Origin of the sequence: Chondrinema litorale, assembly GCF_026250525.1 — a bacterium.
In the GTDB taxonomy this organism is placed as follows: domain Bacteria; phylum Bacteroidota; class Bacteroidia; order Cytophagales; family Flammeovirgaceae; genus Chondrinema; species Chondrinema litorale.
The window spans coordinates 1-26,648 of record NZ_CP111063.1; the positions used below are offsets into that span (position 1 = coordinate 1).

Here is a 26,648-nt window from a genome sequence, read left to right on the forward strand (position 1 = left end):
AATAAAGAATTAGAAAGTATTCTGAATGTTAGTGACAAAATTAGGAATCAAAAAAATTGGTTATTCACTATATCAATACTTTTTGATGACAAAAAACTTACTAAACCAAGAGTTGAAAAGCCATATTATAATAAAAGAGATGAGCTTGTAGATTGGGTAATGTGGATGCCTTTAGAAATTATTGAGAATAGCAGTAATCCGTTAAAAGAGTTTTTTACATTCTTATTTGATGCGCTAAAAATATTTCTAAATCAAGAATTTCTAATAGATGAAAATTCCATCAATGAAGTTCAAGAAAAAATTGAAAATAAATATCTAGTTAATTGACTACTTCAATTTATTTGATAATCAGGGTAATAATAATCGGTGGATATGATAATTTAGAAGAACTCATATTTGATTTTTGGTTAATATTTGCAGCAGTAACAACCTTTCCAACTCTGATATTAAGAGTAATAGGTTATAAAATGGTTTACAAAGAAGATTATAAACTCATAACCTCACTGTTGGTGATTACTGTTATTTCTGTAGAAATTTTTAGAGTGTTGTAACAGACTCATTTCTCCTTAAATTTCAGTATTTCAAAATCTGCTTAAATGATATTATGTTAATTTAAGCAAATAAAGTTACAATAACTAAACAATGCACAGCCTAATTTCAAGACAAAATCGCATTACTCGACGATAGTAAACCTTTTTGATAATTTGAGGTAATATTAAGTTATATCCTTTCATTTCATACAGCGATTTTTAAGTTTATCCTGCAAAGTTTGATTTGTATTACGTAGGGGTTGAAAAGCTAGATGAAATTGAGGGTTAGCTTTTAGGTAAATGAGTAACAAAAAATCAGGCAATTTCTCTTAGGTAAACCATGTTTGGCAATGTTAACCGGAAACATACTTCGTCGGAATCGTTGAAGCAAATGATATTTCCACCCAGAATTTCTACGGTCTTTTTAACGAGGTACAAACCTAAACCAGGATGGTTTCCAATCTTCTTACCTCTGTTAAACATGTTAAACATTTTCTGGCAAAAATCATCTGGAATTGTTGGTCCATTGTTTCTAAACTCAAGTACTAATTCATTATTTAAATTTTTATCGATAGTAATTTTTAACTCTCCTCCTTTCTTATCTTCAAAGGCTTCTATAGCATTGGCTATTAAATGCTGAAATATAACTTCAATGTAGTAATACTGGCTTATAAACTCAGTTTCGGCCTTTTTATCTACTTTAAAAAACAAATTACTTATGTCTTTTTCTTTGTTTATTTTATCAAGTGTTTTATAAATAATCTCTTCGAAATCTATTGCTCTTGCTTCTACTCGCGATTTTGATTTTATATTTACAATATCTAATAGCTTGTAAATAAGATCGTCGAGTCTATCTGTTAGAGAGAAAATTTTTGAGTGTATATCTTGAACTGGCTGAGAATTATTTTCGGTCTCAAGTAGCGATAGTAATCCCTTAATAGACTTTACCGGGCCTTGTATGTCATGCGATACTTTGTAAATAAAATGTTGAAATTCCAACTTTTCTTGAAGGTACATCTCTTCAAAAGCATTTGCTTTAACTTCGTATAACCAGCAATCCCAAGAGTATTCTTCAGAAACGGTAGATGGCAAAATGGTGCAGACAAATTTCATATTTTCCATTTGCTGCTCATTAATAAAAACACAATTGTAAGAAGCAAAACTTCTGGCAATCAGGTTTTCCATAATGTCTAATACAGGAATTTGAGGTTGAATAAATTGAAAAAGAAAATTGCCTTCAGCTTTGCAACAGTAAGTTGAAAAGTTTTGCTTTATTCCATCTGAAATCTCCTGAATATTAAATTGCTTATCTAGTTTTAAATGATGCATAAAGTAAATCTCCGTCAGAAGTTTGCTATTCTCCTTGTATCGAATTCATTTTTTCAATCCATTTTTTGGCTTCCTTAAAATCGGGAAAAAATCTCATTTCATAATCGTGATACAAGCTAATGGTTCCCATTATTTCCTCTATTTCCATAGCATTGTATTTAGCTTCTGATACGATTATAGCTTTGTTAGATATACCAGCATTGATGAGTATAGAAGACCAGGCATAAATTACCTGGCCTTCATCTTCCAATTTACTCGCATATAATTGAGATGTATTTACTATCCAGTTTTTTATATTTTGCTCTTCGATAAATTCGCGTAAAACAAACAAGGTAGTTGTAAGTTTTTTAGAGTCTGGCAACTCGTACCAGTTAAGAAGTATAGCTTTTAGGCTTTCTAGATATTCAGCTTTTACATACTCTTTTTCTAAAATATTCATTTATTGATACGCCACGTAAAATTATTTTTTTGATACAGCAGCTTCAAGTTGTTTAATTCGCTCCATTAGTTCTGCCTCTCTCGATTTAGAGCGTTTTTCAAACTTCTTCATTATTTCTTGCTGCTCTTTTAGTAATGCCTCAGTTTTTGCTTTTCCCTCTTGGCGAATACTTTCCACTTCCAAGTTTCGCTCATTAAGCATTTCCTGTATGGTTTTCATCTGCTCCAGATTTTGTCTTAATTCCTCTTCGCTAGCCATTAACTCATCGTGCTTGGTAGCAACTTCTAAAGCAGTTCTTTTTTGGGCGGTAATATCTCTGGTAACTATACCTACTCCTACTATCTCTTTGTTAGATTTTAATGGGAAAGTATGTGTTTGATAGTAGTTGTTGAATTCACCCAGATCGTATTTTTTCTCTTCGTTGGTTGATTTACCTTTGAGTGCATTTTTAATATTTCTGGTAATGTTTTTCTTATCGTCTTCTGTTACAAGTTCGAAAAGAGACATCCCTACTTTTACCTCAATATTATGCTGGCGATATACTTCTTTTACAGCATCATTCGCTTGAATAATATTTGCATCTTTATCTAGCAAGAAGATGTTATCTGAAGTACTATTCATAAAAGATTCCATACGACCTTTTTCAGTCACAATCATATCTTGCATGGTAGAAATTTCTTCCAGATTTTGTCTTAATTCTTCTTCACTAGCCATTAGCTCTTCGTGCTTGGCGGCGGCATCTTTTTCCAGAGATTTGCGCTCAGTAATATCAGATGACACAATAGAAACCCCTATTATTTCGCCATTAGAATACAATGGAAATGTCTGAATATCTAGATAACCATTTAAGGTTTCAGATTCATAACTCACCTCTTTTCTGGTCGTCTCTCCCGCTAAAGCGAGCTCAATATCTTTTTTAGCACCTTCTATTTCGTGTGGTGCAATAATATCGAATACCGACATTCCTGTTGTCACTTCTATGCCGTACTCTTTCATTGAGTTCTTAATTACAGCATTTGCCTGAATGATGTTTGCCTCTTTATCCAGAATAAAAATACTGTTGGTAGTGCTATTCATAAAAGACTCCATTCGGCCTTTTTCTTCAAGAATCATATCTTGGATAGTCGTTAGCTCCTCCATATTCTGGCGAAGCTCTTCTTCTTGTGCTTTTAACTCCTCAGATTGCTGCTGGCTTTCTTTTAGCAATTCTGCATTCTCACGCTTAGATATCTCTTCTTGTGTAACATCTTTACCAAAGATAGAAGCGGCAATCACTTTTCCATCTTTATCTTCAATTGGACTGTAAACTATACTGAAATAGACTACAGTTTCGCCGATTTTTTTGCTTACGTTTAAGTTAAACTGCTCACCAGAAAGCGCTTTCTTTAAATAGCTTTTGTGTTGCTTTAACTCTTCAGGGTCTGTGTAAAAGGTTTCTATGCTTACACCTTTTGCAACTTCAACACCAAGACTTTCCCATGTATCGGCAAACACCTTGTTAAAGTTGATCAACTCTAAGTTGCGATCTACAGTAAATATAGTATCGGAAGTAGAGTTGATTAAGCCTTTTAAAAATGCCTCATTATCCTGTACTTCGAGCATAATTCGCTGCATCTCTTCTTGAGTGGCAGAAAGCTCTTCCATATTTTGGCGAAGCTCTTCTTCTTGCGCCTTTAACTCCTCCGTTTGTTGTTGGCTCTCTTTTAATAATTGTGCATTCTGGCGTTTGGCAATTTCTGCTTCTGTAATATCTTTTGCAAAGACAGCAGCAGCAATTACTCTGTTAGAATTGTTACGTATTGGCGTGTAAATGATATCGAAGTACATCGTTTCATTACCAATTTCTTTACTTGTGTTTAGTGTAACAACTTCACCAGATAATGCTCTTCTGAAAAGGCTCTCGTGCGTATCCCACTCTTTAGGATCTTTGTAGAAAACCTGCATCTCAGTACCTTTTTCTACTTTAAAGCCTAGTTGCTCCCAAGTATTTCTAAATACTTTATTAAAGATTACCAGCCTTAAATCGTGGTCGAGTGTAAAGATTGTATCTGTGGTAGAGTTAATCAAGCCTTTCATGAATGCTTCGCTGTTCTGAACTTCAACCATGATGCGCTGCATTTCATCTTGAGTTGCAGAAAGCTCTTCCATGTTTTGTCTCAACTCCTCTTCGCTAGCCATTAACTCTTCGTGGCGTTTGGCTGCCTCTTCTTCCAATAGTTTGCGCTCGGTAATATCTCGGGTGATTAGTGCCACACCTATTATATTACCTTCAGATTTTAAAGGAAAAGTATGAACCTGTAAGTAGACTTTATTGCCAGCGATATCGTGTCTTTCTTCTTCAATTTCGGTTTTGCCTGCTAATGCATTATTAATACGGGTTCTTATTTTCTCATTATCAACTTTTGCATCAATATAATCATAAATTGGAACACCAATTTTAATTGCTTTTCCAGACTGGCTAAATAGGTCAGCGGCATTACTATTCAGATTTATAAATTTACCCTCAGTATCTAATAGCATTATACTATCAGAAGTACTATTTATAAATGATTCTATTCGACCTTTTTCTTGAATTACCTGATCTTGAATGGCCATCATTTCTTCAATATTCTGCCTCAATTCTTCTTCACTAGCCATTAACTCTTCATGCTTCTTAGCCGCTTCTTCTTCTAACCTTTTACGATCTGTAATATCTCTGGTAACTACACCAATGCCTATTACCTCTCCATCAGACTGTAAAGGAAAAGTTTGAGTGTGGTAGTAATTATTAAAGCCTTCGAAGGTGTATTTAAGCTCTACACCTGTTGACTCACCTTTCGAAGCTTTTATAAGATTATTCTTGATGCTTTCTTTTTGGTGCTCTTCTGTAAGGTCTAAGAGAGACATCCCTGATTTTACCTCAACACCTTGTGCACGGAAAATTTCTTTTACAGGCTCGTTTACCTGAATAATATCGCCAGCTTTATCGAGTATAAAAATGTTATCAGTGGTGCTATTCATGAAAGACTCCATGCGACCTTTCTCCTGCATTACCATCTCCTGTATTGCAGAAAGCTCTTCCATATTCTGGCGAAGTTCTTCTTCTTGCGCTTTTAGCTCGTCTGCAACTTCTTGGGTTTCTTTTAGTAATTCTGCATTTTGCTGCTTAGTAAGTTCTTCTTCAGTAACATCTTTGGCAAAAACTGCGGCAGAGATCACATTGTTAGAAACATCGTAAATTGGGCTGTACACAAATAAGAAATAGTGCATATCACCACCAATCTCCTTGCTTCCACTAGTTGTAAACTGCTCGCCACCAAAACACCTTTTAAAAAGCTTTACGTACGTCTCCCACTCTGCAGTATCTGTATAATAGGTAGACATATGCATTCCTTTATCTACTCTAAAACCAAAACTTTCCCAAGTTTTACGGAATACATCATTATAAACAATCAACTTAAAGTCTTTGTCTATGGTAAAGATGGTATCTGTAGTTGAGTTAACAAGGCCTTTCATGAAAGATTCACTATCCTGAATCTCCTTCATCACTCGCTGCATTTCCTCTTGGGTAGCAGAAAGCTCTTCCATGTTTTGCCTCAACTCTTCTTCACTGGCAAGAAGTTCTTCATTTTTAGCAGCAGATTCCAGTTCTAACATTTTACGTCCTGTAATGTCTCTGCTAACAATGCCAACTCCTATTATTTCATCGTGAGATTTAAGTGGAAAAACATTACTTTGGAAGTAATTATCGAAACCTCCCATAGTGTACTTACTCTCTTCGCTGCTAGCTCTTCCGCTTAAGGCATTATTAAATCGCCTTTTCATGTTCTCCAAGTCGTCATCTGTAGTCAAATCAAACAATGACATCCCTATTTGAACTTCAATATTTCTTTTGCCGTAGCTTTCTAATACTGTATTATTTACCTGTACAATTTTGGCATCTTTATCTAACAAAAAGATATTATCAGTTGTACTGTTCATGAAGGATTCCATACGCCCCTTCTCCTCGATTATCTGATCTTGAAGTAACTTCTGCTCAGTAATATCTCTTGTAATCACTCCTATCCCCTCAATTTTTCCAGCCACTGTTAGAGGAAATACTACGATTTGTGAATAGCTTTTTGAAGCATTCTGAAAAACAACTTCTTTTTCAAAAGTTAAAGTTTCTCCCTTTAAAACTTTTTCGAAGTCTAACTTCATTGTTTTTCTATCCGCTTCAGAAAGGTACTCAAATAGATTCTCACCTTCCTTTATTTCCAGCCCATTCTTCTTATAAAAATCTTTCGATTGCTTATTCGCATTCTTAATCTTAAAATCTATATCTAGCAACAGAATTTGATCTTTTGTACTGTCCATAAAAGAATCCATTCTGCCTTTCTCAGAGATTATTTGATCTTGCAATAAACGCTGCTCAGTAATATCTCTGGAAACTAAACCTGCTCCAATTACACCATCGCCAGACTTTAGTGGAAAAAAGCTTACATTATAATAGCCTACTTGATCGCCTAAATAATATTTTCTTACAGAAGATACAGTTTCACCTTTGGCAACTGAATCGTAGCAATAGTCAATGAATTTCTTATTTAATAGCTCATCATCATCATTGTCTTCAACATAATTATACACCGAAGAGCCGACTTGTACTTCTATACCTACATTCCTAAATTTTTCATTAACAGATGCATTTACCTGTATTACTTCTCTGTCTTTATCTAGTATAAAAATATCATCTGTATAACTATTCATGAAAGATTCCATACGACCTTTTTCGGTCATAATCTGATCTTGTATTTTTACAAGCTCTAACTCCTGCTCTTTTCCATGAGTAATATCTGATGCCACCATCAGAATTTTTTTGATTTGCTTTTGGTTATCAAAAATTGGAGAATAAGTCTCGAATAACCATTTTTTCTGGTCGTTAGCTGCGAATGAAGCTACTCTTGAAGAATTACCACCATTAAATACATCTTCTATAATTTTCTCAAAAGATACTTTCGAGTTACTATATTTTTTATAGTTTTCTCCTTCGATATGGTGTACACCAAATACCTTATTAATTAGATTAGTAAGTTGTTTATTGGAAGATTGTACCTCTCCATTTTTGTTAATCTCCGCAACAAAATAAGCAGTATTTAGAGCCGATAAAACACTCTGAGACTCAGCATCTTTTCTGGCAAGCTCTTCTTGTGTAGCCTGCATTTCTTCCAAGTTTTGCTTCATCTCCTCCTCTTGAGTTCTTAGCTCTTCTGCTTGCTTCTGGCTTTGACTCAGTAACTCTTGGGTTTTTTCGTTGATCTGGATAGTAGAGATTGAAGAAGCGATGTTTTCGCCCAGTTTTTCCAGAAACTCAACTTGGTAAGCTTCAAAATTGGTAAACGAGGCCAGTTCAATAATTCCTAATACTTCATCATTCACTTTTAGGGGAACAATCACAATTGAGCGAGGAGGTGCATCGCCCAAACCAGAAGTGATATTGATATAATTATCAGGAATATCACTCATTAAGAGTGTTTCTTTCTCTAAGTAAATTTGCCCTATAAGCCCTTCTCCAAACTCAAACTTCTTATCTATAAACTTCTTCCTATCGTAAGCATAGCATCCCTTAAGCTCAAGTACTTGCTCTTCGGTATCTACTATGTAAATGCCACCTTGATTAGCCTTTACATACTTTACCAGATTGCAAATAATTTCATAGCTGGTTTCTTCGAGTTCTTGCTGGTTTTTTCTTAATACTTCACTAAAATAAGCCAATCCCTCAGTAATCCACTTTCTTTGAGACTCTGTCTCACTCATGCTTTTAAGTTGGTTCCTCATACTAATTAAAGAACCAGAAAGTGAATTAGCATTAAAGTCGTTTTCGTTTACACCTGGGTATGGTGTATCAAGCTCTCCTTCTTCTATTTTTTTTACAAATAGTGTTGCAGATGAAATCTCTTTTTTTAACTGCGCTAAAGTGTCTTGAGCTTCTAAAAGTTTGGTATTCGATGCTAAGTATTTTGATAGGTTGATCATTTGTATTATCTAGCCATTTTGTTCTTTAGCTAAACTATACTTAACACCTATATAATAATAGTGTGAATTTAAAGCTGGTAGAAACTTTCTAATAAGTGGGCGGATTCATCTAAAAACTGGAAATCGTAATTTCTAAATTAATCTAGATGGATTTTACTCAAAAATGCCTGTTTTTTTCTTTTAGAAACATCTAAACTTTTGCCATTCGTCATTACGACATAACCACCTTCTCCCCTTACATACTTTACAATTTCTCCTAGATTGATTACAAAAGAATTATGTATTCTAAAAAAGTTTTTTGGAGCTAATAAAGTCTCGTATTCTTTAAGGTTTTTGGTTACCAGATGTTTTTCACCATTTTTTAAGTAAAACATAGTATAGCTGCCATCTGCTTCTAAATAAACTATTTCTGAAAGGTTTACGAAAATTAGCCCGTCTGATGTTGATAAAGCCATTTTAAAAGATTCTGACTTTGTATTTTTAAAATTATCTATGAGCGTTTCGAGCCGTTGAGATAATTTACTGTCAGAAGATTTTTTTCTGTATTTGCTTACAGCTAATTGAAGTTCTTGAATATCAATAGGTTTAAGCAAATAATCTAGTGCAGAAAACTTAATTGCTTCTATGGCATATTCCGAATGAGCTGTTGTAAATATCACCTCAAAACTAGTAGGCAAAGACTTTCTCAACAAGTCGAAACCTGTTTCAGAATTCATTTGGATATCCAGAAAAACAATGTCTGGATCAACCTCCTCAATTAACTTAAGTCCTTCTTTTACGCTTCCGGCAGAACCTAAAACTTGCACGCTTTTACAAAACTCGCTGAGCAAAACCACCAAGCTTTCACGGCTTTTTTTCTCGTCATCAACAACAATTACCTGAACTTCCTTTTCTGTAATCATTCTTTTATCTTAATTATTAATTCTACTCTCGTACCTGCTGCACTCCCATCGTTATGTACTAAATCTAAAATTTTGGTTTGTACTGGGATGCTTTTATTTATAATATCTAAACGCTCTTGTGTGAGCATCATTCCTACTGAAACATGCCCTAGTGGATTTTCTCCTTTAATTTCCATAGCTCGTTTTCTACCTACACCATCGTCTTCTATTACACATTTGATGAAATTATCCATGTCTAATAACCTCACTTGCAAAAATCCTTTTCCCTCTTTGTTGTTAATACCATGAATAATAGCATTCTCAATAAATGGCTGAATAAGCAAAGATGGAATTTGAATACCCTCTGTATTTAAATCTGGATCGATAAAGAAATCAAATTCGAACTTATTTTCGAACCTCATACTTTCTAACTCAACATAATATTTTATGGTCTCAATCTCTTCCTTTAACAATATACTACCCGATACAGAGCTATTAATCACTTTCCTAATTAACTTCGAAAATAAAGACAGGTAAGAGAGTGCATCTGCTTTTTGATTGAGTGCAATAAAGTATTGAATAGAATTTAAAGAGTTGAACAAGAAATGTGGATTCATAACAGCTCTTAGTGCCATCAACTTATATTCAGCCACTTTTTTAGTGGTTTCTAGCACTTCTTTCTGCTTTTGTCTAAGCCTGATCTCCTTGTTTCGCGAATCTGTTTTATCGAATATTACTCCAATTACAGAATCACATTCTTCGCCTTCATTTACAACAGGAGTAACAATTAACTCAAAATATTTTAGTGATTGCTTCTTTTTGCCATAACCAAGAGAAATTTCTAGCTTGTGGTTTTTAAACAACTCTGGGTGATAGATAGCGTTTTCCAGCTCTGCTTTTTGTATCTCATCTACTACTTTATCTAGAAAGAACTCTAAGGATATTTCAGATTCATTTTTAAGTTGAAGTAATTCTCTTGCCTGTTGATCTTGCATCATCTCACCACTCTTAGGTTTAAAAATGCAAATACCAATTTTGGCAATTCGCGTGGCCAACATCAACTTATTAGAAATCTGTTTTAATTCATTTTCTTTTTCCCTTAAAGAGTGAATATCAGTAGCGACACCTAGAAATTTCTTGCCTCCATCTTCATTTTTCAGCTTTAATGAAACCTCTCTAATCATTGTCCATCTCCAATTGCCTTGGTTATCCTTTAACCTTACAATTACTTCTGATGCTTGATGATATAAACCTGCTTCTCTAGCATGATAATGCTCATACAGTTTAGGAAGATCTTCTATATGGCAAAGATCGTAAATGTGTTGCTCTTTAAAATCAATCAGACTATTATCTCTATACTTATATTGGTAATAATTTGGCCTATTTACATAATGTACACTTTGTTTATCTACCTCATCTATATATACCTGAACCGGTACTGTATTTAATACATTATCTATAAACCTTTCCCTTTCTTTTAGCTTGTCGAGTGATTTTTTTCTTGCAGTAATATTTTTTGAGAAGACGGCTATCCCTTCTATTTCATTGTTTATGTAAATTGGGTTTACTACTATTTCATAAAACTCATTGTTAATCTCATATTCAAACAATGCTGTTTTACCCGAGAAACCTCTTTCGTGAATTGCCTCCCAAACATGGCGATGAATATGATTAACAGATTCTAATAACTTTTTGCCTGTGTATAACTGCTCTCCAAATTCTTTTCTAAAAAAAGCAGCCATATTTCTGTTAAAAAGTGTAAGTTCTCCTTTTGTATTTACAGCCCAAATCGCATATTTGGTACTATTAATAATCGATTTAAGATAAGATTCACTTATTCTAAGGTGCTGTTCAATGGATTTTTTTTCTGTAATATCCATCGAAATGCCAATCAGCTCTTTTTCTCCTATTCCATTTACTCCCGGAACTGTATAAGTTCTAAATGTTAAATCACCTACATTTACTTCGAAGCTTTCGGGTTTATTTGAGCTAAAAACTTTTTTAATTAAATCATTATTACTAGTTGAATCCCCAAAATATTCAAACAAATTTTTACCTACAGCTATATTTTCTTTAACCCCCAACACGTCTAAGCCATTACCTTGTATGTAAGTAAGCTTATCATCTTTATTAATAGACCAAACTACAATTGGTAAAGTCTTTAAGATTGGCGACATTTTTTGTTTAAGCTCTACTAACTTAAGCTCAGCCTTCTTTTGGTTGGTAATGTTTCTACCAAATTGCGTAACCCCAATTACCTCATCCCCTTCATATACCGGATAGAGGTTTAAATCTATGTGTTGTGTCTCATTATTTATTAGGTTCAATTCTAAAAATACCTGAACATGTTCGCCTTGGTAAGCTCTACGCATTAGCTTTTCCCAATTGTCTCTTTTTATTTCATTTGGGTAGTTTTTAAGCAGGTTCAGGCCAGTATAAATACTTAAACCTTTATTATCTTTTAGTAATCTTTCATAACTATTATTCCATTTTAATAAACTAAAATTTCTATCAAACAATGCTATGTAATCTGTTGTACTCTCTATGATAGAGTTAAGTCTAATTTCTGATATTTTAAGGTTGTCTTCTACCCTTTTGGTTTCTGTAATGTCTTCTATCAGAAACAAAATATTTTCAACCTGATTTCTACTATTTGTTTGAACAGGAACTACTGAAATTTTAATCCAGTTTTGAGAATCTCTTTTACTTCTCCTGTTAAGTTCATTAGAAAAGTCAAGAAATATTTCTTTGTTTATGGTTTTAATACCTTGCTTTGCCCTGTAAAAATACTGGTCTATTCCGTAGTGCCTTACAAAAGTATTCTCAATTATATTTAAGACAGAGTCTACTTGATCCATTTGTAAGAATTCTTTTATAACCGTATTTGTGTGAACAATATCTCCATCTAAATCAAATACAAGAATACCCACAGGCAGGTTTGATAATAAACTTTTAGAAAATAACTCTTCTTTATGAAGTGCATCAAAAAGTTTGTCTTTAGCTACTATCAGTTCTTCTAGTTCCTTTTGCTTTTCTTCTAGTTTTTTGGTTCGTTCAATTACTTTTTGTTCGAGCAAGTCATTTATCTCATGTATTACATTATTCTGTTCCTGAATAATATCATTTTGATCTGTGAGAATTATGTTTTGCTCATTTACTATATCCTTTTCTATATCTAGATTTTCCTTTAAAGTATAGACAAAAAAAATAACTAGAGATGAACTAATTACGACCATGTAAGGAACAAGTCGAATTGTTAGTTCTGTAGGAGGAGCAATCAGTTTTGGATACAACATTTGCATACCAACTAATACTAACAATAATACGAAACAAAATAATGTAACGATTTTTCTATATCTCCTAACTGCTAATGAGATTAATACCACATTTAATAGAACTAACCAATAAGGTCCATGAGAATAATATCCTCCTACAATAAACCAACTTAACAATATCAACATAAAAAAAACCACTCCTGAAAGTAGAGCGGCAATTTCATATTTCTTTGTTTTATTAAGAAATAAATATAAAGAACTAAATGAAATTAAAGATATAACATGGATAACATAAACTATTGATTGTCCTTCTACTAAAAAATTGCAAAAGACAATAATAACTGATACAATCATTATACCCATTAAAATAGACCTGAGCACCTTTGTTTCGAATGAATAAATCATACTTAACTCATATTAAAATGACTAATTCTTTTAATTCAAAAACTAACTATAAAGGCGTCGAAAACTATTTTATTCTTACTTATTGCCCAGTCTATTAATCTTATATATTCTAAAAATTGAAACATAGTTTTATTTACCATCTTAAAGTCGCACATTCGAAAAAATAGTAGTTACTACAGCTTGTTATATGTAACTATTACTTAAACCCCTTGAGTAAATAAAATTGCATTTTTTACACTCAAAATATACTGTTTCAGATATGTAAATACTCACTCAGATAAGTAAGTAATTAAAAATAACTATTAGAAATATCAAAAATAATTCATTAACAACCCAACTGCACATTGTTATATACCAAAAATTAATGATTGCTATTCATTCTTAATAATCTTAACAGGATTGGTGTTCGCAAGTGTGTATATGTGATATGCTGAAACTAAAACTGCCAATAAAACCGCTAGTATTCCTGCCAAAATAAAATTCCACCAGTCTATTTCTACTTGGTAGGCAAATACACTCATCCAGTTAGCTCTTAGCATAAATAGGATAGGAATTGCTACTATAAATGAAAATATAGTAACCAAGAATATTTCTTTGTTGAGCTTTAAAAACAAATAGCCAGTTTCTGCCCCAAACACTTTTCTTACTGCAATCTCTCTTGATCTGGTTTTTATCTGGTAAGATGTAATTCCCAAAAGCCCTGAACATGCCAATAATATTGCAATAGCTGAGAATATCCGGCTCATGGTTCTAAATTTTAAATCTTGCTGATGGAGGGATTCAAAGTTTTTATCTGTAAAGAAATATCTAAAATTGATATCAGCTTGATGCGTTTTCCAGATGGTCTCTAGTGTTTCTAAATTTTGCTGAATACTACTCCCAGTTTCCATTTTTATAGAAAGGTATCCTTTCCACCAAGACCAATGCGGTTTATTAAGCAGAATTACGGGAGCAATTTTCTCACGAAAAGAACCCAAGTGAAAATCATTTACCACGCCTATTACATATCCATCAAAGTAATTAGACCATCTCACTTTTTTACCAATTGCTTCTGAGGCATTTTTAAAACCCAACATTTCAACCGCTGTCGTATTCAATAATACTGCTCCTGTATCAGACTGCATATCTTTCACAAAATTTCTGCCCTCTATCAATTCTAGTTGATAGGTATCAGCAAATGCTTTGTCTGTAATTATGCTTCTAATCTGGATAGGTTCTGTTAGAGTTGGTGTTGTGGCTAATCTTCCATCGTAACCACCCGCATATGCCGGTACACTTTGAGATATACTTACAGATTTAATAAAAGATTGTTCATCTAAAGCATTTAACAAAGTCGATTCGTTTTCTTTATCTCCATAAGGAATTACTACTACCTGCTCTTTATTAAACCCCAAGTCATGATTTAATATAAAATCAATCTGCTTGTTAATTATCAAAGTAAAACCAATAAGGCAAATAGAAATTAGAAACTGAAAAGCGACCAAGCCTTTCCGCAAAAAGTAGGTGGAAGCACCTGTTTTTACTTTATTCTTAATGGCTTTTACTGGTTGAAATTTAGATGCAATTAATGCTGGATATAAACCTGATAACAAACCTGTAGATAATGCTGTAATGCATATAAATGAGAAAGTTTTTATTGATTTCAAATCGAAAAAGATAGTAATTCCAGCAAACTTCTCAAGATAAGGAATAGCTAACTTAGTCAAAATTACTGCTAGTATGGTAGCTATAAAACTGATTAATAATGACTCACTCAAGTATTGCAATACCAATTGACCTTGCTTAGCTCCTAACGTTTTTCTTATACCTATTTCTCGACTTCTTGATATTGAACCGGCTGCAGAAAGATTAATATAATTGATGCAAGCTAACAACAAGATAAATGCACCAATACAACTAAATAAAATGAGATTATCTAGACTGTTTCCAGGTTTAAGATGCCACTGAGTTCTTGAGCTGAGGTGAATATCTGCTACATTTATCAAATCATACTCAAAATAATTGTCTTCGTAAACTCTATCAGCAAGATACTTTTCTTTAAAAGCAGGCAAAAGTGACTCTATTTTGTACTCTTGTGTAACATCAGACAATTTAAAATAAGAATACACAGGTTTAAAAGAACCCCAGTTATCAGCTTCGGTTTTTACCCCTTCCAAACTAATTAACATATCTGCTTTGAGGTGGGTGTTTTCTGGAAAATTGTCCATAACACCTGTAACTACCAGTTCCATCTCACTAGCCGGATATCCTTTATATTTTAGTATTTTACCTATGGGATCTACCTCACCAAAATACTTTTGCGCACTATGTTTACTTAAAACTATAGAATTGGGCTTAGCTAAAACCTCAGATTTTTCTCCAAATAACAATGGCAAAGAAAAAACTTCGAAGAAAGATTTATCGACAAAACAGACCTCATTTTCTTGCATATAAGTTTCTTTTGAAGCAATGTAGCTTTGCGATGCAGACCAAATCCTCACATAATCATCTATGCCCGCAACTTCGTTGTTTAAAGTTGCTGCCAATGGGACTGGCCCACCAGTGTTTTGTGTACGCTGCCCCTCTTTGAGGATAAAATAATCTAGCCTGAAAATTTTCTCTTTGTCAGTTAAAAACTGATCGTACGAAAACTCATAACTAACATACAAAAAGCAAAGTAAGAAGCTGCTAATACCAACAATAAAACCACTTAAGTTTATCGTTGTGTACAACTTTTCTCTAAACAAAATTCGGAGGGAGGTAATCACATAATTACTAAACATCGCACTATTTATTAATTGAAAACTTCTTGTTTGCTTCCATACCCAAGGTCTACAAAACATCAATACATTAAACCAGTAAAACCAATTTGCATAAGGCTTACCCATCTTTTTCGCTCTTCGTTGGTAAAGCTCGAATAAATCTCCACTTATCTCATCGTATAAAGATTCACTGCAAAACCATTGAAGCAGTTTTTCTGCTAATTTGGGTGGTTCTGATTTTTTCATAATAGACCTTTTAAGCTGATAAAGTAGCAGCTTTATAAATGTATGTGTGTATTTTTCTGGTTAATTAACCTTGCTGCCAAAGCATTTTTGGAATAGCCGAATACATACTGTTTCTTAATTCTCTGGCTTCGTTTAAAGCATTTTTTCCATAGGTTGTTAATGTGAAGAGTCTTTTTTGCCTACCCCCTCTCTCTTCGGTTGCACCTCCCATTTGAGAGGTTAAAAAGCCTTTCGCTTCTAGCCTGTTAAGTGCTTTGTGTACAGAACTAATGGTAATACTTCTACCTGTTCTGTTTTCTATTTCATCTGTAATAGCCAATCCATAAGCATCTTCGTACAATATGCCTACTGTAAGAAGTACAATCTCTTCAAACTCTCCGAGATGAGTCCCTTTCATAAATTATTAGTTTCACCTTTGTCTAACAAATAAACAAACTTGGTCTACAAAAAGCAAATACGACTTTTAAAATTTGATGAGAGGTAGAATTATAATTTAAAGAGCAAAAGTTTTTGATTAGATTAGTATACTTAGTCAGTGATTTACGTACTATAAAATAGATTTTTGTTGCTATAGAAACTATTCAAGAAAATTAGTCATCAAATATTTTTTAATGTTATTCAGCTCTTATACTATTTATTCTTGTTATAATTGGCAGAACCGAGAAAGTAAATCCTGTAGACTCTGCTGGTAAGATTGATTTACAGGTATTAAAATTTCACAAATTTGTTATTCGAAAGATCTAAACTAGCTATGAACCAAAAAAATTCTGTTTCTAAGAAAACTGAATCCAAACATTCAAATAGCATTAATAATATAGAACAATGTAATTTACTGTTCACCAAAGCAATTCAATTTGCTCAAAATGATGAACTAGAAAATTCAATTTTACTGATTAATGAAATAATGGAAGAGTGCTGCAAATCTTCTATTATTAAAAGTTGGGATTGGTTTTACAATCAACTCAGCATTACTAATGGAGAGATAGACCTTCTTATAAATAAACTGATAGATACCTATGTAGAGATCGATGATGATCAAAAAATGATATATTATGCGCATTTGCATCTACTAAATGGGAAAGCAATGAGTGCATTATCTTTCTACCAAGGCATTAAAAGCAAGCCTGTAAGCCCTGAAATAGATTTTTATAAGGGCATCGCTCACTATCAATCTAATCATTATACTAAAGCTGCTCATAGGTTTACAGCTTTTATTAAAAAATATCCGCAAGCAGACTTTGCCTATTTTGCCAGAGCAAAAAGCTATCAGCAGGTTGATAAGTTTGATGAAGCATCTTCTGATTTAGAAACTGCAATTGAAATAAATTCAACTTGGTATGAGTATTATTTTCAATTGGGTGATTTATACTACTATAATGATAGAAAAGAAGAAGCAATAAATTTTTTCGGAAAAACCATTGAGCTCAACCCATCATTTTATAGAGCATATATGGCGCAAGCAAATTGCTATGCCTACCTAAAAGACTACAAAAAATCCATAAATATTTATGGAGTGGCAATTAATACAGAGCCAGATAATGGGAATGCTTATACTGCCAGGGGCTTGCAACTTTATTATTTAGGTCAATATCAAGAAGCTCTTGATGATTATGATAAAGCGCTACAGTTGCCTCATAAAGATATTGCGCATACTTTTTATAAAAGGGCAATGGTAAAAGAAAAACTAGATGATAACGAAGGTTCTATAAGCGACTACAATGAAGCAATAAAGATTGCTCCAAAATATTCAGCAGCTTTTTTAAACAGAGGCAATGTTTGGTTAAAGCTCAATAAACCTGATAATGCACTAAAAGATTTTTATAATGCTTCTAAGCATCAACCAGATTTTGCTGATGCTTATTTTAACAGAGCATTAACCAAAGCAAAGTTAGGAGACTACAAAGGAGCAATTAAAGATTACAGTGCTACTGTAGACATTAAAGCAAATGATATTGAAGCTTTATGTAACCTTGCAACTTTGGAGGCTAGTATTGGCAAATGGGAGTTGGCCCTAACACATTTCGACCAAGCATTATCTTTCCATACTTCAGATGCTTTTGTTTTCCATGAGAGAGGGAATGCAAAATTTACTTATGGAGATTTAAATGATGCACTAGAAGATTATAATAAAGCCATTCAACTTAATCCGGGTTATACTACAGCTTATTATTACCGTGCCCTTTTTTATGAAAGAACTGGTGATTTTGAAGCTGCAATTGAAGATGTAAATAATGCACTTCGGATTGACGATCAATATAGTGATGCCTATAACTTAAGGGCAAGCACATATTCAAGATTATTTCAGTTAGAAAAAGCTATTGAAGACTATAATACCGCATTAGAAATAGACCCAAATAATACTGAATATATAAGCAACAGAGGCAGGGCATATAACAAGCAAAACAACCGCTTGGCCGCTATGGAAGATTTTAATTTGGTTATTAAGCTCAACCCAGAGATTGCCAGTTCTTATGTAGACCGTGGCAGCTTATGGTTAGACTTAAAAGATCATTCGCGAGCAGTACAAGACTGTGACAAAGCTTTGGCATTAGAACCTGATAATGAAATCGCTTTATATAACCGTGCATTATCTTATTTTAACCTTCAGAATTATAAAGAATCTGTAAGAGATTATACACAGCTAATCAAACTTGTACCAGAAGATTTTGAGGCATATAATAACCGTGCAAGATCTTATGAACAACTAGGTGAAACTGACAGAGCACTCGATGATTTTAAAAGATGTATTGAGATAAATCCGAAATGTGAGTTTGCTTACGTGTATAGAGCCAGCTTAAAAGAAAACATAGGTTTGATACATGATGCAATTGAAGATTATGATCATCTAATTAAGATAAACCCAAAAAATGTTGAGTATTATAATAACAGAGGTTTGCTTAAAAAAGAATTAGGTAATTATGAAGAAGCCATGACGGATTATAACATTGCAATTAAAATCGATTCTGAATATGAAGATGCATACATAAACCGAGGAAATATTTTTCATGAAGAAGATAATCCATCAAAAGCAATAGAAAGCTATTCTTCTGCAATAGATATAAACCCGAAAAGCTTTGTTGCTTATGCTAACCGCGGACTTATATATTACGATTTGGGTCTTTTTGAAAAAAGCATGTCAGATTGTGATCAAGCAATAGCGATAAACCCAGAATTTGCTCCTTCATACTATTACCGAGGTTTAATTTACGGACAAGAAGAAAGCAAAGTAGAACTCGCATTAGAGGAATTTAAGCAGACTGTTGACTTAGATCCTTTTTATCAAGATGCATATTATGCCATAGCCATTCTTTATTATAATAAAGAGGATTTGCCCAACGCTAAAAATACACTTGATAAGTTAATCGAAATGAATAAGAATCATGCGGAGGCTTATTACCTACGATCAAAAGTAAATAGTGAACTTTACGGATATGCAGAAGGAATTGAAGATGCTATAAAAGCATTTGAAATTGATCCAGAAAACTTCCCTTTAGATAATGAATAGATGTAAGTTAGGAATTAGGGCAAGTGCTAATTCAATTATAAGTACTTGCCTTAATCTTCTACTTTTCTTAATTAAAAAAAACTTCATGCAAATACCTACCGGGTGCTAATGTGAAACCTCCAGCAATTACTATTGCACCAACATATAGAATAATCATCTTCCTTTTGTGAGACTTTACATCACCTTTTTTAATAGCAAGTATTGCCGTTGGTACTGTGTAAATAGTTAATAAACTAAAAGTGTGTATCCATCCGAAATGACCTAGAATATTCCCTCCTACTTTTGCAGGCATCCACAAGCTAACAAAAGCTGTAAACATCATTAAAGCCATATAAACTTTACCCCAATTACGGTGAATAGCTTGACCTTTTCTAGAAAAAAGTAAAAAAGCACCTATAAATATACAGGGCACTACAGTTACCAGGTGAACATACATTAGCTGATCGTAAGACATAAATAATTGATTAATGTTGAAAAAATAGCTTTTGGGCTGATATTAGTTAGTGCATTATTTATTTTAATCTAATAGCTTGTGTTTTTTTAAGGCATTGAACAATGGTTTCTCTAATTGCTTTTTAATTTCTTTATTGGCGTAACCTATCCAGTCTATTTCATCATATAAATTCATTGCCGCATCAAACTTGTTACCATAGCCATCGGTAATCTCAATTCCCACTTCCTCTGCAATCAAAATCACACAAATATCATAAGGGTGGCAAATGTGTCCCTTTTTCCTTCCTTCTGCTTTTAGTCGCTTATTTAACAATGTTCGTACATCGGCAACAAAACGATCGTGACCAACCAATAACTCATACATTTGCCCACCTGTAGAAATGTACTGATCTTCGAAAACAATGGTTTTGCCTTCTTCTGCATCTGGAAAAACCTCACTCAACATGTCTTCTTCTATAGCTGCCAGTATTTCTCTACCCGGAGGAAAAAATCTTGAAATTTGACCGAAACCACCATATAGTGTAGCTGATTTTGATGGTCTTAAAGGCAATACTTTCAATTCGTTGCTTTCCAGATGTCTACTAAACCTGTTTGCTCCGTCCCCTTTTATAGCCCATAGCGTGTCGCTGTAGGCACTTCTGGTTGTTGGTAACTCTACCATTACGGCAACTTCTATATCACTAAGATGATTTTCTGGTTTATTTGGTGCTGCACCAGCCAGAAAAAACGCAGATCTTTTATCGTACATAATCCCTCTGGTGCCATCTATGGGGTCCATTATAATTTTTACGGCAACATTTCCATCACTGGCTGGCAGCTTGAAACCTCCTTCACTCTCTTCTTCTATGCCCTCAGCCAACAATACGACTCCTCCCAGACTTTCAGAATGTTGCTTTAACAATGGAACAATGATATCCTCAACATCTTTATCAATCTGATATATGGTATCTGCGGCTGCCTCTTCATGTACTGCCGAAAGGGTTTCTATGGATTGCTCTTTGAGAGATTTGATTACTTTATTACAAACCGCTTCGCCTATCTCACACAAAATGTCTTTTATTAACTGATGATTCATCTCTCTTTAATTACAATTAAGCTATAAAACTTTTAAAAAGACCAAAATATAGTTATCAAATAAACAATATAAAATGCTTTACATAAAGATTTATCTGATCTTTAGAAATAAAAAAAGGTACTGCTCTCACAGTACCTTCTATAAATGTTTAAGGATTATTTTAATCAAATATCTCTTTAATACCTGCAGCACTCAAAGGTTTAATAACATGTCCTCCAACAAATGGATACATATTAGTTCTTTTACTATCTGCCGGATGAATTGAAGAAGTCAACACATAAATTTTTGTCTCTGGATATTTTGGGTAAAATTTTGATGCATACATATCCAAAAATTGGAACCCGTCCATAATCGGCATAATCAAATCAAGTATAATTTTCTCAGGAAAATTACCAGAGGCTGCTAATTCATTTAGAATATTATCCGCTTCAGAACCATTTTTGGCAATCACTCTCTTGATATTGCCTTGATATTTGTTGATCATTCTTTCATTGATCAAAACATCTATTTCATCGTCCTCTATTATAAGTATCATTATTCTTACCTTTAGAGCATAAATATATAAGAAAAAACTCCAAACGTGAGAAAATAATTGCATAATCCAATTTTTTATTGATAAAATTAAAATTTATTAGGAACTGATCTAAGTAACAAGGCCCACAATACGAGTTGTGGGCCTTGTTAGTGCTAAAAAATTCGGCATGTTAACTTATTATTAATATCCTGAGTTTTGTTCGTATCCAGCAGGAGTTCTATCAATCTGATCTTGAGGAATAGGTCTCAATACATGGAAACTCTGAATATTCGCTGCTGCAACTGGATTATATAATGACACTCTCTCTAATAATTTTCCTGTTCTGGTTAGATCTTCCCATCTGTGCATTTCTCCAAATAACTCTCTAGCGCGTTCATCCAAAATAAAATCTAAATCTACATCTGATGCTGTAATCTTCATCGCATCTTCAGAACCAGGATAAGCAGCTCTTACTCTTACTGCATTCAAATAATCTACAGCTTCATCATCCATACCTAGTTGGTGTAGCGCCTCAGCAGCAATCAAATAAGCATCTGCCAAACGCATTACAATAAAATCTCTTTGCCCTGCTTCCCACTGGCGATCTGGACGAGTTGGATCTATAAATTTATTTACAGAAGCAAATACTCTTTCGTCATAATCACTTGGTGAAAAAACTTCGTACGGCACTGCATCTTTTTCTGCCTGTGTCCATTCAACACCTGGTAAAAAAACAGATGTATCTCCGATATTATATAGAAGATTTCCAGAGCCATCTGTCGGTATACTACCTTCAAAATTTGCATACCATACATGCTTGAACCCTTCTGCATAGCGAACATCAATATCTCTATTCCATAAACCTAACATAAAGTCTGTAGGCTTAAATCTTTTCCAAGGTCTACCATTTTCTGTGTCACGTTGCATACCTTGTAGTTTGTCATATTCCATTAAAAAGTATAAATGGAAGCGATTACCATTTCCATTAATCAACCAGTTATCTGTATTTTGTACTGTCCAAATTACTTCTGAATTAACCTGTGAGTCTATCCCCCAAAGAGAACCCCAATCTTCTATTAAACTAAAGCTATAATTTTCAATTACACCATTCATTAAGTTATAAGCTGATTGAAAATCGCTATCATTATATGTAAGATAAGCTCTGGTTAAATACACTTTAGCAAGTAAAAACTCTGCTGCTGGTTTAGTTGCACGGCCGTAATCACTTTGTGTCTCTGGCAAATTGGCTATAGCAAACTCTAAGTCAGGAATGATACCATCAGCATATATGGTTTCTCTTGAGGTTCTGTTTGCTTCTAGCTCTAACCCTTGTGTTTCATCAAGCGAAAAGTGGATATCGCCATAATGCTTGGTTAAAGTAAAATAATAAAGTGCTCTTAAGAAACGAGCTTCAGCTACTCTTAAAGTTTTGTCAGCTTCTAGTAAATCAATATCTGGAGCTCTACCAATAACTGCATTTGTTTGATTAATTGCTTGATAGAAATCTCTCCAAAGATCACGCGCATATTGAGTTGCTGGGTTTAATCGAGTATCATACTGATTAAAACCTTTGTGGCTACCATCAGCACCATTGGTAAAAATATCTGTACCAAAAACCGTCATAGTACCTCCTATTTCTTGTCCCCAGAAATTTTTGGTTGGTGTGTAACAAGCCCTTACTGCATCTTCAAAACCGTCTGGAGTTGGGTAGTAAGAACCAGCAGAAACGTCGGTTACCAACTCTTCTTCTAGAAAACTTTCACATGACTGGCTAAAGAAAGCCACAATAGCCATACTTAAAATTATATTTATATATCTTTTCATTTTCATCAATTTTTCTAATTAGAAACTAATATTAAGACCCATTAAGAATAACTTATTAGAAGGAAGATCTTCCGCTTCAATGTCTCCATCTGTTTCAGGATCAAATGATTCATATTTAGCATAATACCAAGGTGTTTGTGCAGAGGCATATACTCTTAATGATTTAACTTTTAGTTTTTCAGTAATAGAGCTTGGGAAGTTATAACCCAAATTGATGTTTCTCAACTTGATAAAACTGCCATCAAAGTATCTTAAAGTGGATACATACCTTGGTCTTTCCTGATTGAGGTTTGGTCTTGGATAAGCATTAGTTGGGTTGTCAATTGTCCAGTAATCTACGTTTAGGTTATTATATCTCGCAAATAAAGAATTATTTGAGTCGTGGAAACGGCTTCTGATTGTTTGGCCCCAACGAGCAAAGAAGAAAAATGATAAGTCAAACCCTTTGTATTCAAAACGGTTGGTAATACCTCCTGACCAGTCAGGCACATCAGTACCAATTATTGTACGGTCTTCTGGACCAGCTTTACCATCAGGCACACCTTCTGGACCACTTAAATCTGCTACTTTTATATAGCCTGGTTCTGAATTATCAAATGCGGCTGCTTCTGCTGCTTCGTTTGCTTGCCAGATTCCAGCTTTTTGATAATCGTAGAAAACGTTTAGTGGTTCTCCAATAAACCAGTTATTTCCTGGGTCATCAACTGCACCATTATAAAGCTCTACGATTTCTTCTTTATTGGTAAACCAGTTAATATCAGTTGTCCAACGGAAACCACTTGGAGAATCGAAGTTTACTGTAGAAAGTGTTAATTCGAAACCGGTATTTCTGGTAGCACCTACATTTTGAAGTACATTGTTATACCCTGATGTATATGGGAGTTGAAATTCTAAAAGCAGGTCTGTAGTATTTGCAACATAGAAATCCATAGAACCAGAAATTCTACCACCTAAAATCCCGAAATCTAAACCAACATCAGTAGTAGAAGTTCTTTCCCAACCTAATTGATCATTTGGAATTTCATTAAGTCTATATCCAAATGCTGGAGAACTTCCAAATACATAAGTTGTATTAGCTAATCTACCTTGTGTTCTGTAAGGATCGATAGAAGTATTACCTACTTGACCATAACTTGCTCTTAGTTTCAATTCGTCAAAAAATGTTTGACCAGCCATAAAAGGTTCATCTATTACTCTCCAACCTAAAGAAACACCTGGGAAGTATGACCATTTATTTTCATCAGCTAAACGAGAAGACCCATCAGCTCTTAATGTAAACTGGAAAAGGTATTTATCTTTATAACTATAGTTAACACGCCCCATATAAGAAGCTAAGCTCCATTCTATCAAATTACTACCAAAACCGGTTGGTTCTTCTGCACTACCTATGTTGTAAAACTCCTGAGACTCATAAGGTAAGCCTGTTACAAATATATTTGTATTTTCTTCTCTATCTTCTTGTATACTTTGTAGTAGCGTAACACCAAAATCATGGTTAATTCCAAGTTGTTTGTTATACGTTAATATATTCTCAAGTGTATAAGCAAATTCTTCTCTGTATTCTTGACCAGCATTTGGCGCAGCACCTCTTCTTGCATTGGTCATACTTGCTTGAAACAAACCTCTTCTTCTTGTTCTAATATCAGGACCTACATTCACCCTATATTTTAAGCCTTCAGCGATTTTAAACTCACCATAAATAGAAGCAAAAATTCTATTAAATTTTCTTTCATCTAGGTAGGCACCATCTACAATTTCTGCCAATGGATTTGTTCTAATACCATCGATAATCGGTAAGAATATCAGGTTTCCTTCATCATCATATGGAACACCTAGAGGGTTGTTAGAAAGTGCCTCTCCTACCGGATTACTCGCCCAGTTTTGAATAGATCTTGAAAGCATTGTAGAGGTACCAATTCTTATGCGATCTCCTATTTTTTGATCTACATTAATACTTAAGGTATATCTGGTAAAATCCATCGTTTTGATAATACCTTCTTCTTTAAAGTACCCACCAGCAATAGAGAAAGTTGTATTTTCACTTCCTCCTGAAATACTCACCTGATGGCTATTTTGAGAACCTTGAGAGAAAATTAAGTCTTGGTAATCAGTAGATCTACCTTGTTCAATAGATATAAGCTCTACAGGGTCTTCAAATACGATATCATCTGAAGGTATAGTGCCATCCCAAGCAGCATTACCATCCGCATCTCTTCTTCTAGATTCGCGTTTCATGTCGGCAAATTGCGGCCCGTTCATCATATCTACTTGGTTAATTACCTTAGATACCCCATAATAGCCATCATAAGAAACATTAATAGTTCCTGCTTTACCTCTTTTAGTAGTTATCAAAATAACGCCATTTGCACCTCTAGAACCATAAATAGCTGTTGCAGCAGCATCTTTTAAAACTTCTATTGATTCTATATTTTGTTGGTTAAAATCAAAAATACTTCCTGACAATGGTATACCATCTACTACATACAATGGATCATTGGAAGCATTAATAGAACGACGACCACGAATTCTTATAGTAGCATTTTGACCTGGTCTACCACCTTGCGGAGTAATGTCTACACCAGCTACTCTACCTTGCATAGCAGATACTGCGTTTGATACGGGTAATTCAGAAATTTCTTTAGCAGATACAGAACCAATAGCAGCCGTTACATCTCTTTTCTCTTGCGTACCATAACCTACTACAATTACCTCTTCTAGTTGCTCTAAGTCTTCTTCTAATGTTACAGTAAAATTGGTTTTTGTTCCTACAGTAACTTCTTGAGATACATAACCAATATAGCTAAAAACCAACACATCTTCTTGTGAGGCTTCCATGCTAAATTTACCATTTAAATCGGTTGTTGTACCTGTAGCTGTACCTTTTAAAATAATACTTACTCCGGGTAGTGGTTCACTATCAGTACCTGCATAAACAACACCTGTTATACTTATTTGCTGTTCTGCTAAATCAACATCTACTTCTTCAACTACTTTCTCATTGTCTTCTTTGTTATCGACAACAATATTATTATTAATTCTTTTGAATTTGAGATTTGCAGTTTTAGATAATTCGATTAAAACAGTTTCTAAAGACTTACCTTCGAAAGTATTCGTGATTTTTATATTGTTATCAAGGTTCTTTCTTGCATAAGAAAATCGAAAATCTGTTCTATGCTCAATGGCTTTAAAAGTCTGCTTGAGTGTAGCATCTTTTAAATTAAGTGTGAGGTATACATCCTTTATACTTTGTGCACTTCCTGGGTCTGCCATTATAAACCCATAAAAGATACATTGGATGATAAAACCATATAATGCCCTTTTTGATAGCATTTTTATTAGGTGTATAGTTTCTTTTTTCATATTTTTAAGTGCTTTTGTTTTTAAAAATGATAAAAAGCATACTAGCCCGGTCATGTGTAGCGCTCCCCCAAGCGAATTTG

At 33.9% G+C, this 26,648-nt stretch carries 14 protein-coding genes; 2 read left to right on the forward strand and 12 right to left on the reverse strand.

What is annotated here, in order from left to right; all coding sequences use genetic code 11:
- Nucleotides 1–323: 323 nt before the first annotated feature.
- Nucleotides 324–551, forward strand: coding sequence for a hypothetical protein (locus OQ292_RS38660; RefSeq protein WP_284689608.1), 228 nt, complete (start codon nt 324–326; stop codon nt 549–551).
- A 294-nt stretch (nt 552–845) separates the two neighbouring features.
- Here OQ292_RS38660 and OQ292_RS38665 read toward each other — a convergent pair whose 3' ends face one another.
- The 7 genes from OQ292_RS38665 to OQ292_RS38695 all read right to left on the reverse strand — a co-directional run bounded on the left by OQ292_RS38665 (nt 846) and on the right by OQ292_RS38695 (nt 16,234).
- Nucleotides 846–1,859 (reverse strand): sensor histidine kinase, encoded by a 1,014-nt coding sequence (locus tag OQ292_RS38665; RefSeq protein WP_284689609.1) that lies wholly within the window; start codon nt 1,857–1,859, stop codon nt 846–848.
- 25 nt (nt 1,860–1,884) lie between these two features.
- On the reverse strand, nt 1,885–2,298 hold the full coding sequence (locus tag OQ292_RS38670) for a hypothetical protein (protein ID WP_284689610.1): 414 nt from the start codon (nt 2,296–2,298) through the stop codon (nt 1,885–1,887).
- A gap of 21 nt (nt 2,299–2,319) precedes the next feature.
- The gene (locus tag OQ292_RS38675; protein ID WP_284689611.1) at nt 2,320–8,289 is read right to left on the reverse strand and encodes a PAS domain-containing protein; all 5,970 of its coding nucleotides are present in this window, start codon (nt 8,287–8,289) and stop codon (nt 2,320–2,322) included.
- 137 nt (nt 8,290–8,426) lie between these two features.
- Entirely contained in the window at nt 8,427–9,191 is a 765-nt protein-coding gene (locus tag OQ292_RS38680; protein WP_284689612.1) for a LytR/AlgR family response regulator transcription factor, read from the reverse strand.
- The gene (locus OQ292_RS38685; protein ID WP_284689613.1) at nt 9,188–12,850 is read right to left on the reverse strand and encodes a PAS domain S-box protein; all 3,663 of its coding nucleotides are present in this window, start codon (nt 12,848–12,850) and stop codon (nt 9,188–9,190) included. Before OQ292_RS38685 ends, OQ292_RS38680 begins: the two co-directional genes overlap by 4 nt.
- Nucleotides 12,851–13,221: 371 nt before the next feature.
- Nucleotides 13,222–15,837, reverse strand: coding sequence for an FtsX-like permease family protein (locus OQ292_RS38690; RefSeq protein ID WP_284689614.1), 2,616 nt, complete (start codon nt 15,835–15,837; stop codon nt 13,222–13,224).
- A 64-nt stretch (nt 15,838–15,901) separates the two neighbouring features.
- Complete coding sequence (locus OQ292_RS38695) at nt 15,902–16,234, reverse strand: PadR family transcriptional regulator (protein ID WP_284689615.1); 333 nt, start codon at nt 16,232–16,234, stop codon at nt 15,902–15,904.
- A gap of 354 nt (nt 16,235–16,588) precedes the next feature.
- Between OQ292_RS38695 and OQ292_RS38700 the strand changes: the two genes are divergently transcribed.
- Nucleotides 16,589–19,342, forward strand: coding sequence for a tetratricopeptide repeat protein (locus tag OQ292_RS38700; protein WP_284689616.1), 2,754 nt, complete (start codon nt 16,589–16,591; stop codon nt 19,340–19,342).
- Nucleotides 19,343–19,409: 67 nt separating this feature from the next.
- Here OQ292_RS38700 and OQ292_RS38705 read toward each other — a convergent pair whose 3' ends face one another.
- From OQ292_RS38705 to OQ292_RS38725, 5 genes are all read right to left on the reverse strand, one after another.
- On the reverse strand, nt 19,410–19,796 hold the full coding sequence (locus OQ292_RS38705; RefSeq protein WP_284689617.1) for a DUF2306 domain-containing protein: 387 nt from the start codon (nt 19,794–19,796) through the stop codon (nt 19,410–19,412).
- Between the two features lie 63 nt (nt 19,797–19,859).
- The gene (locus tag OQ292_RS38710) at nt 19,860–20,870 is read right to left on the reverse strand and encodes an FIG domain-containing protein (RefSeq protein WP_284689618.1); all 1,011 of its coding nucleotides are present in this window, start codon (nt 20,868–20,870) and stop codon (nt 19,860–19,862) included.
- Between the two features lie 160 nt (nt 20,871–21,030).
- On the reverse strand, nt 21,031–21,468 hold the full coding sequence (locus OQ292_RS38715) for a response regulator (protein ID WP_284689619.1): 438 nt from the start codon (nt 21,466–21,468) through the stop codon (nt 21,031–21,033).
- 117 nt (nt 21,469–21,585) lie between these two features.
- Nucleotides 21,586–23,208, reverse strand: coding sequence for a RagB/SusD family nutrient uptake outer membrane protein (locus tag OQ292_RS38720; protein ID WP_284689620.1), 1,623 nt, complete (start codon nt 23,206–23,208; stop codon nt 21,586–21,588).
- A gap of 18 nt (nt 23,209–23,226) precedes the next feature.
- Nucleotides 23,227–26,568, reverse strand: a complete 3,342-nt coding sequence (locus tag OQ292_RS38725; protein ID WP_284689621.1) for a SusC/RagA family TonB-linked outer membrane protein — start codon at nt 26,566–26,568, stop codon at nt 23,227–23,229.
- Nucleotides 26,569–26,648 lie beyond the last annotated feature (80 nt).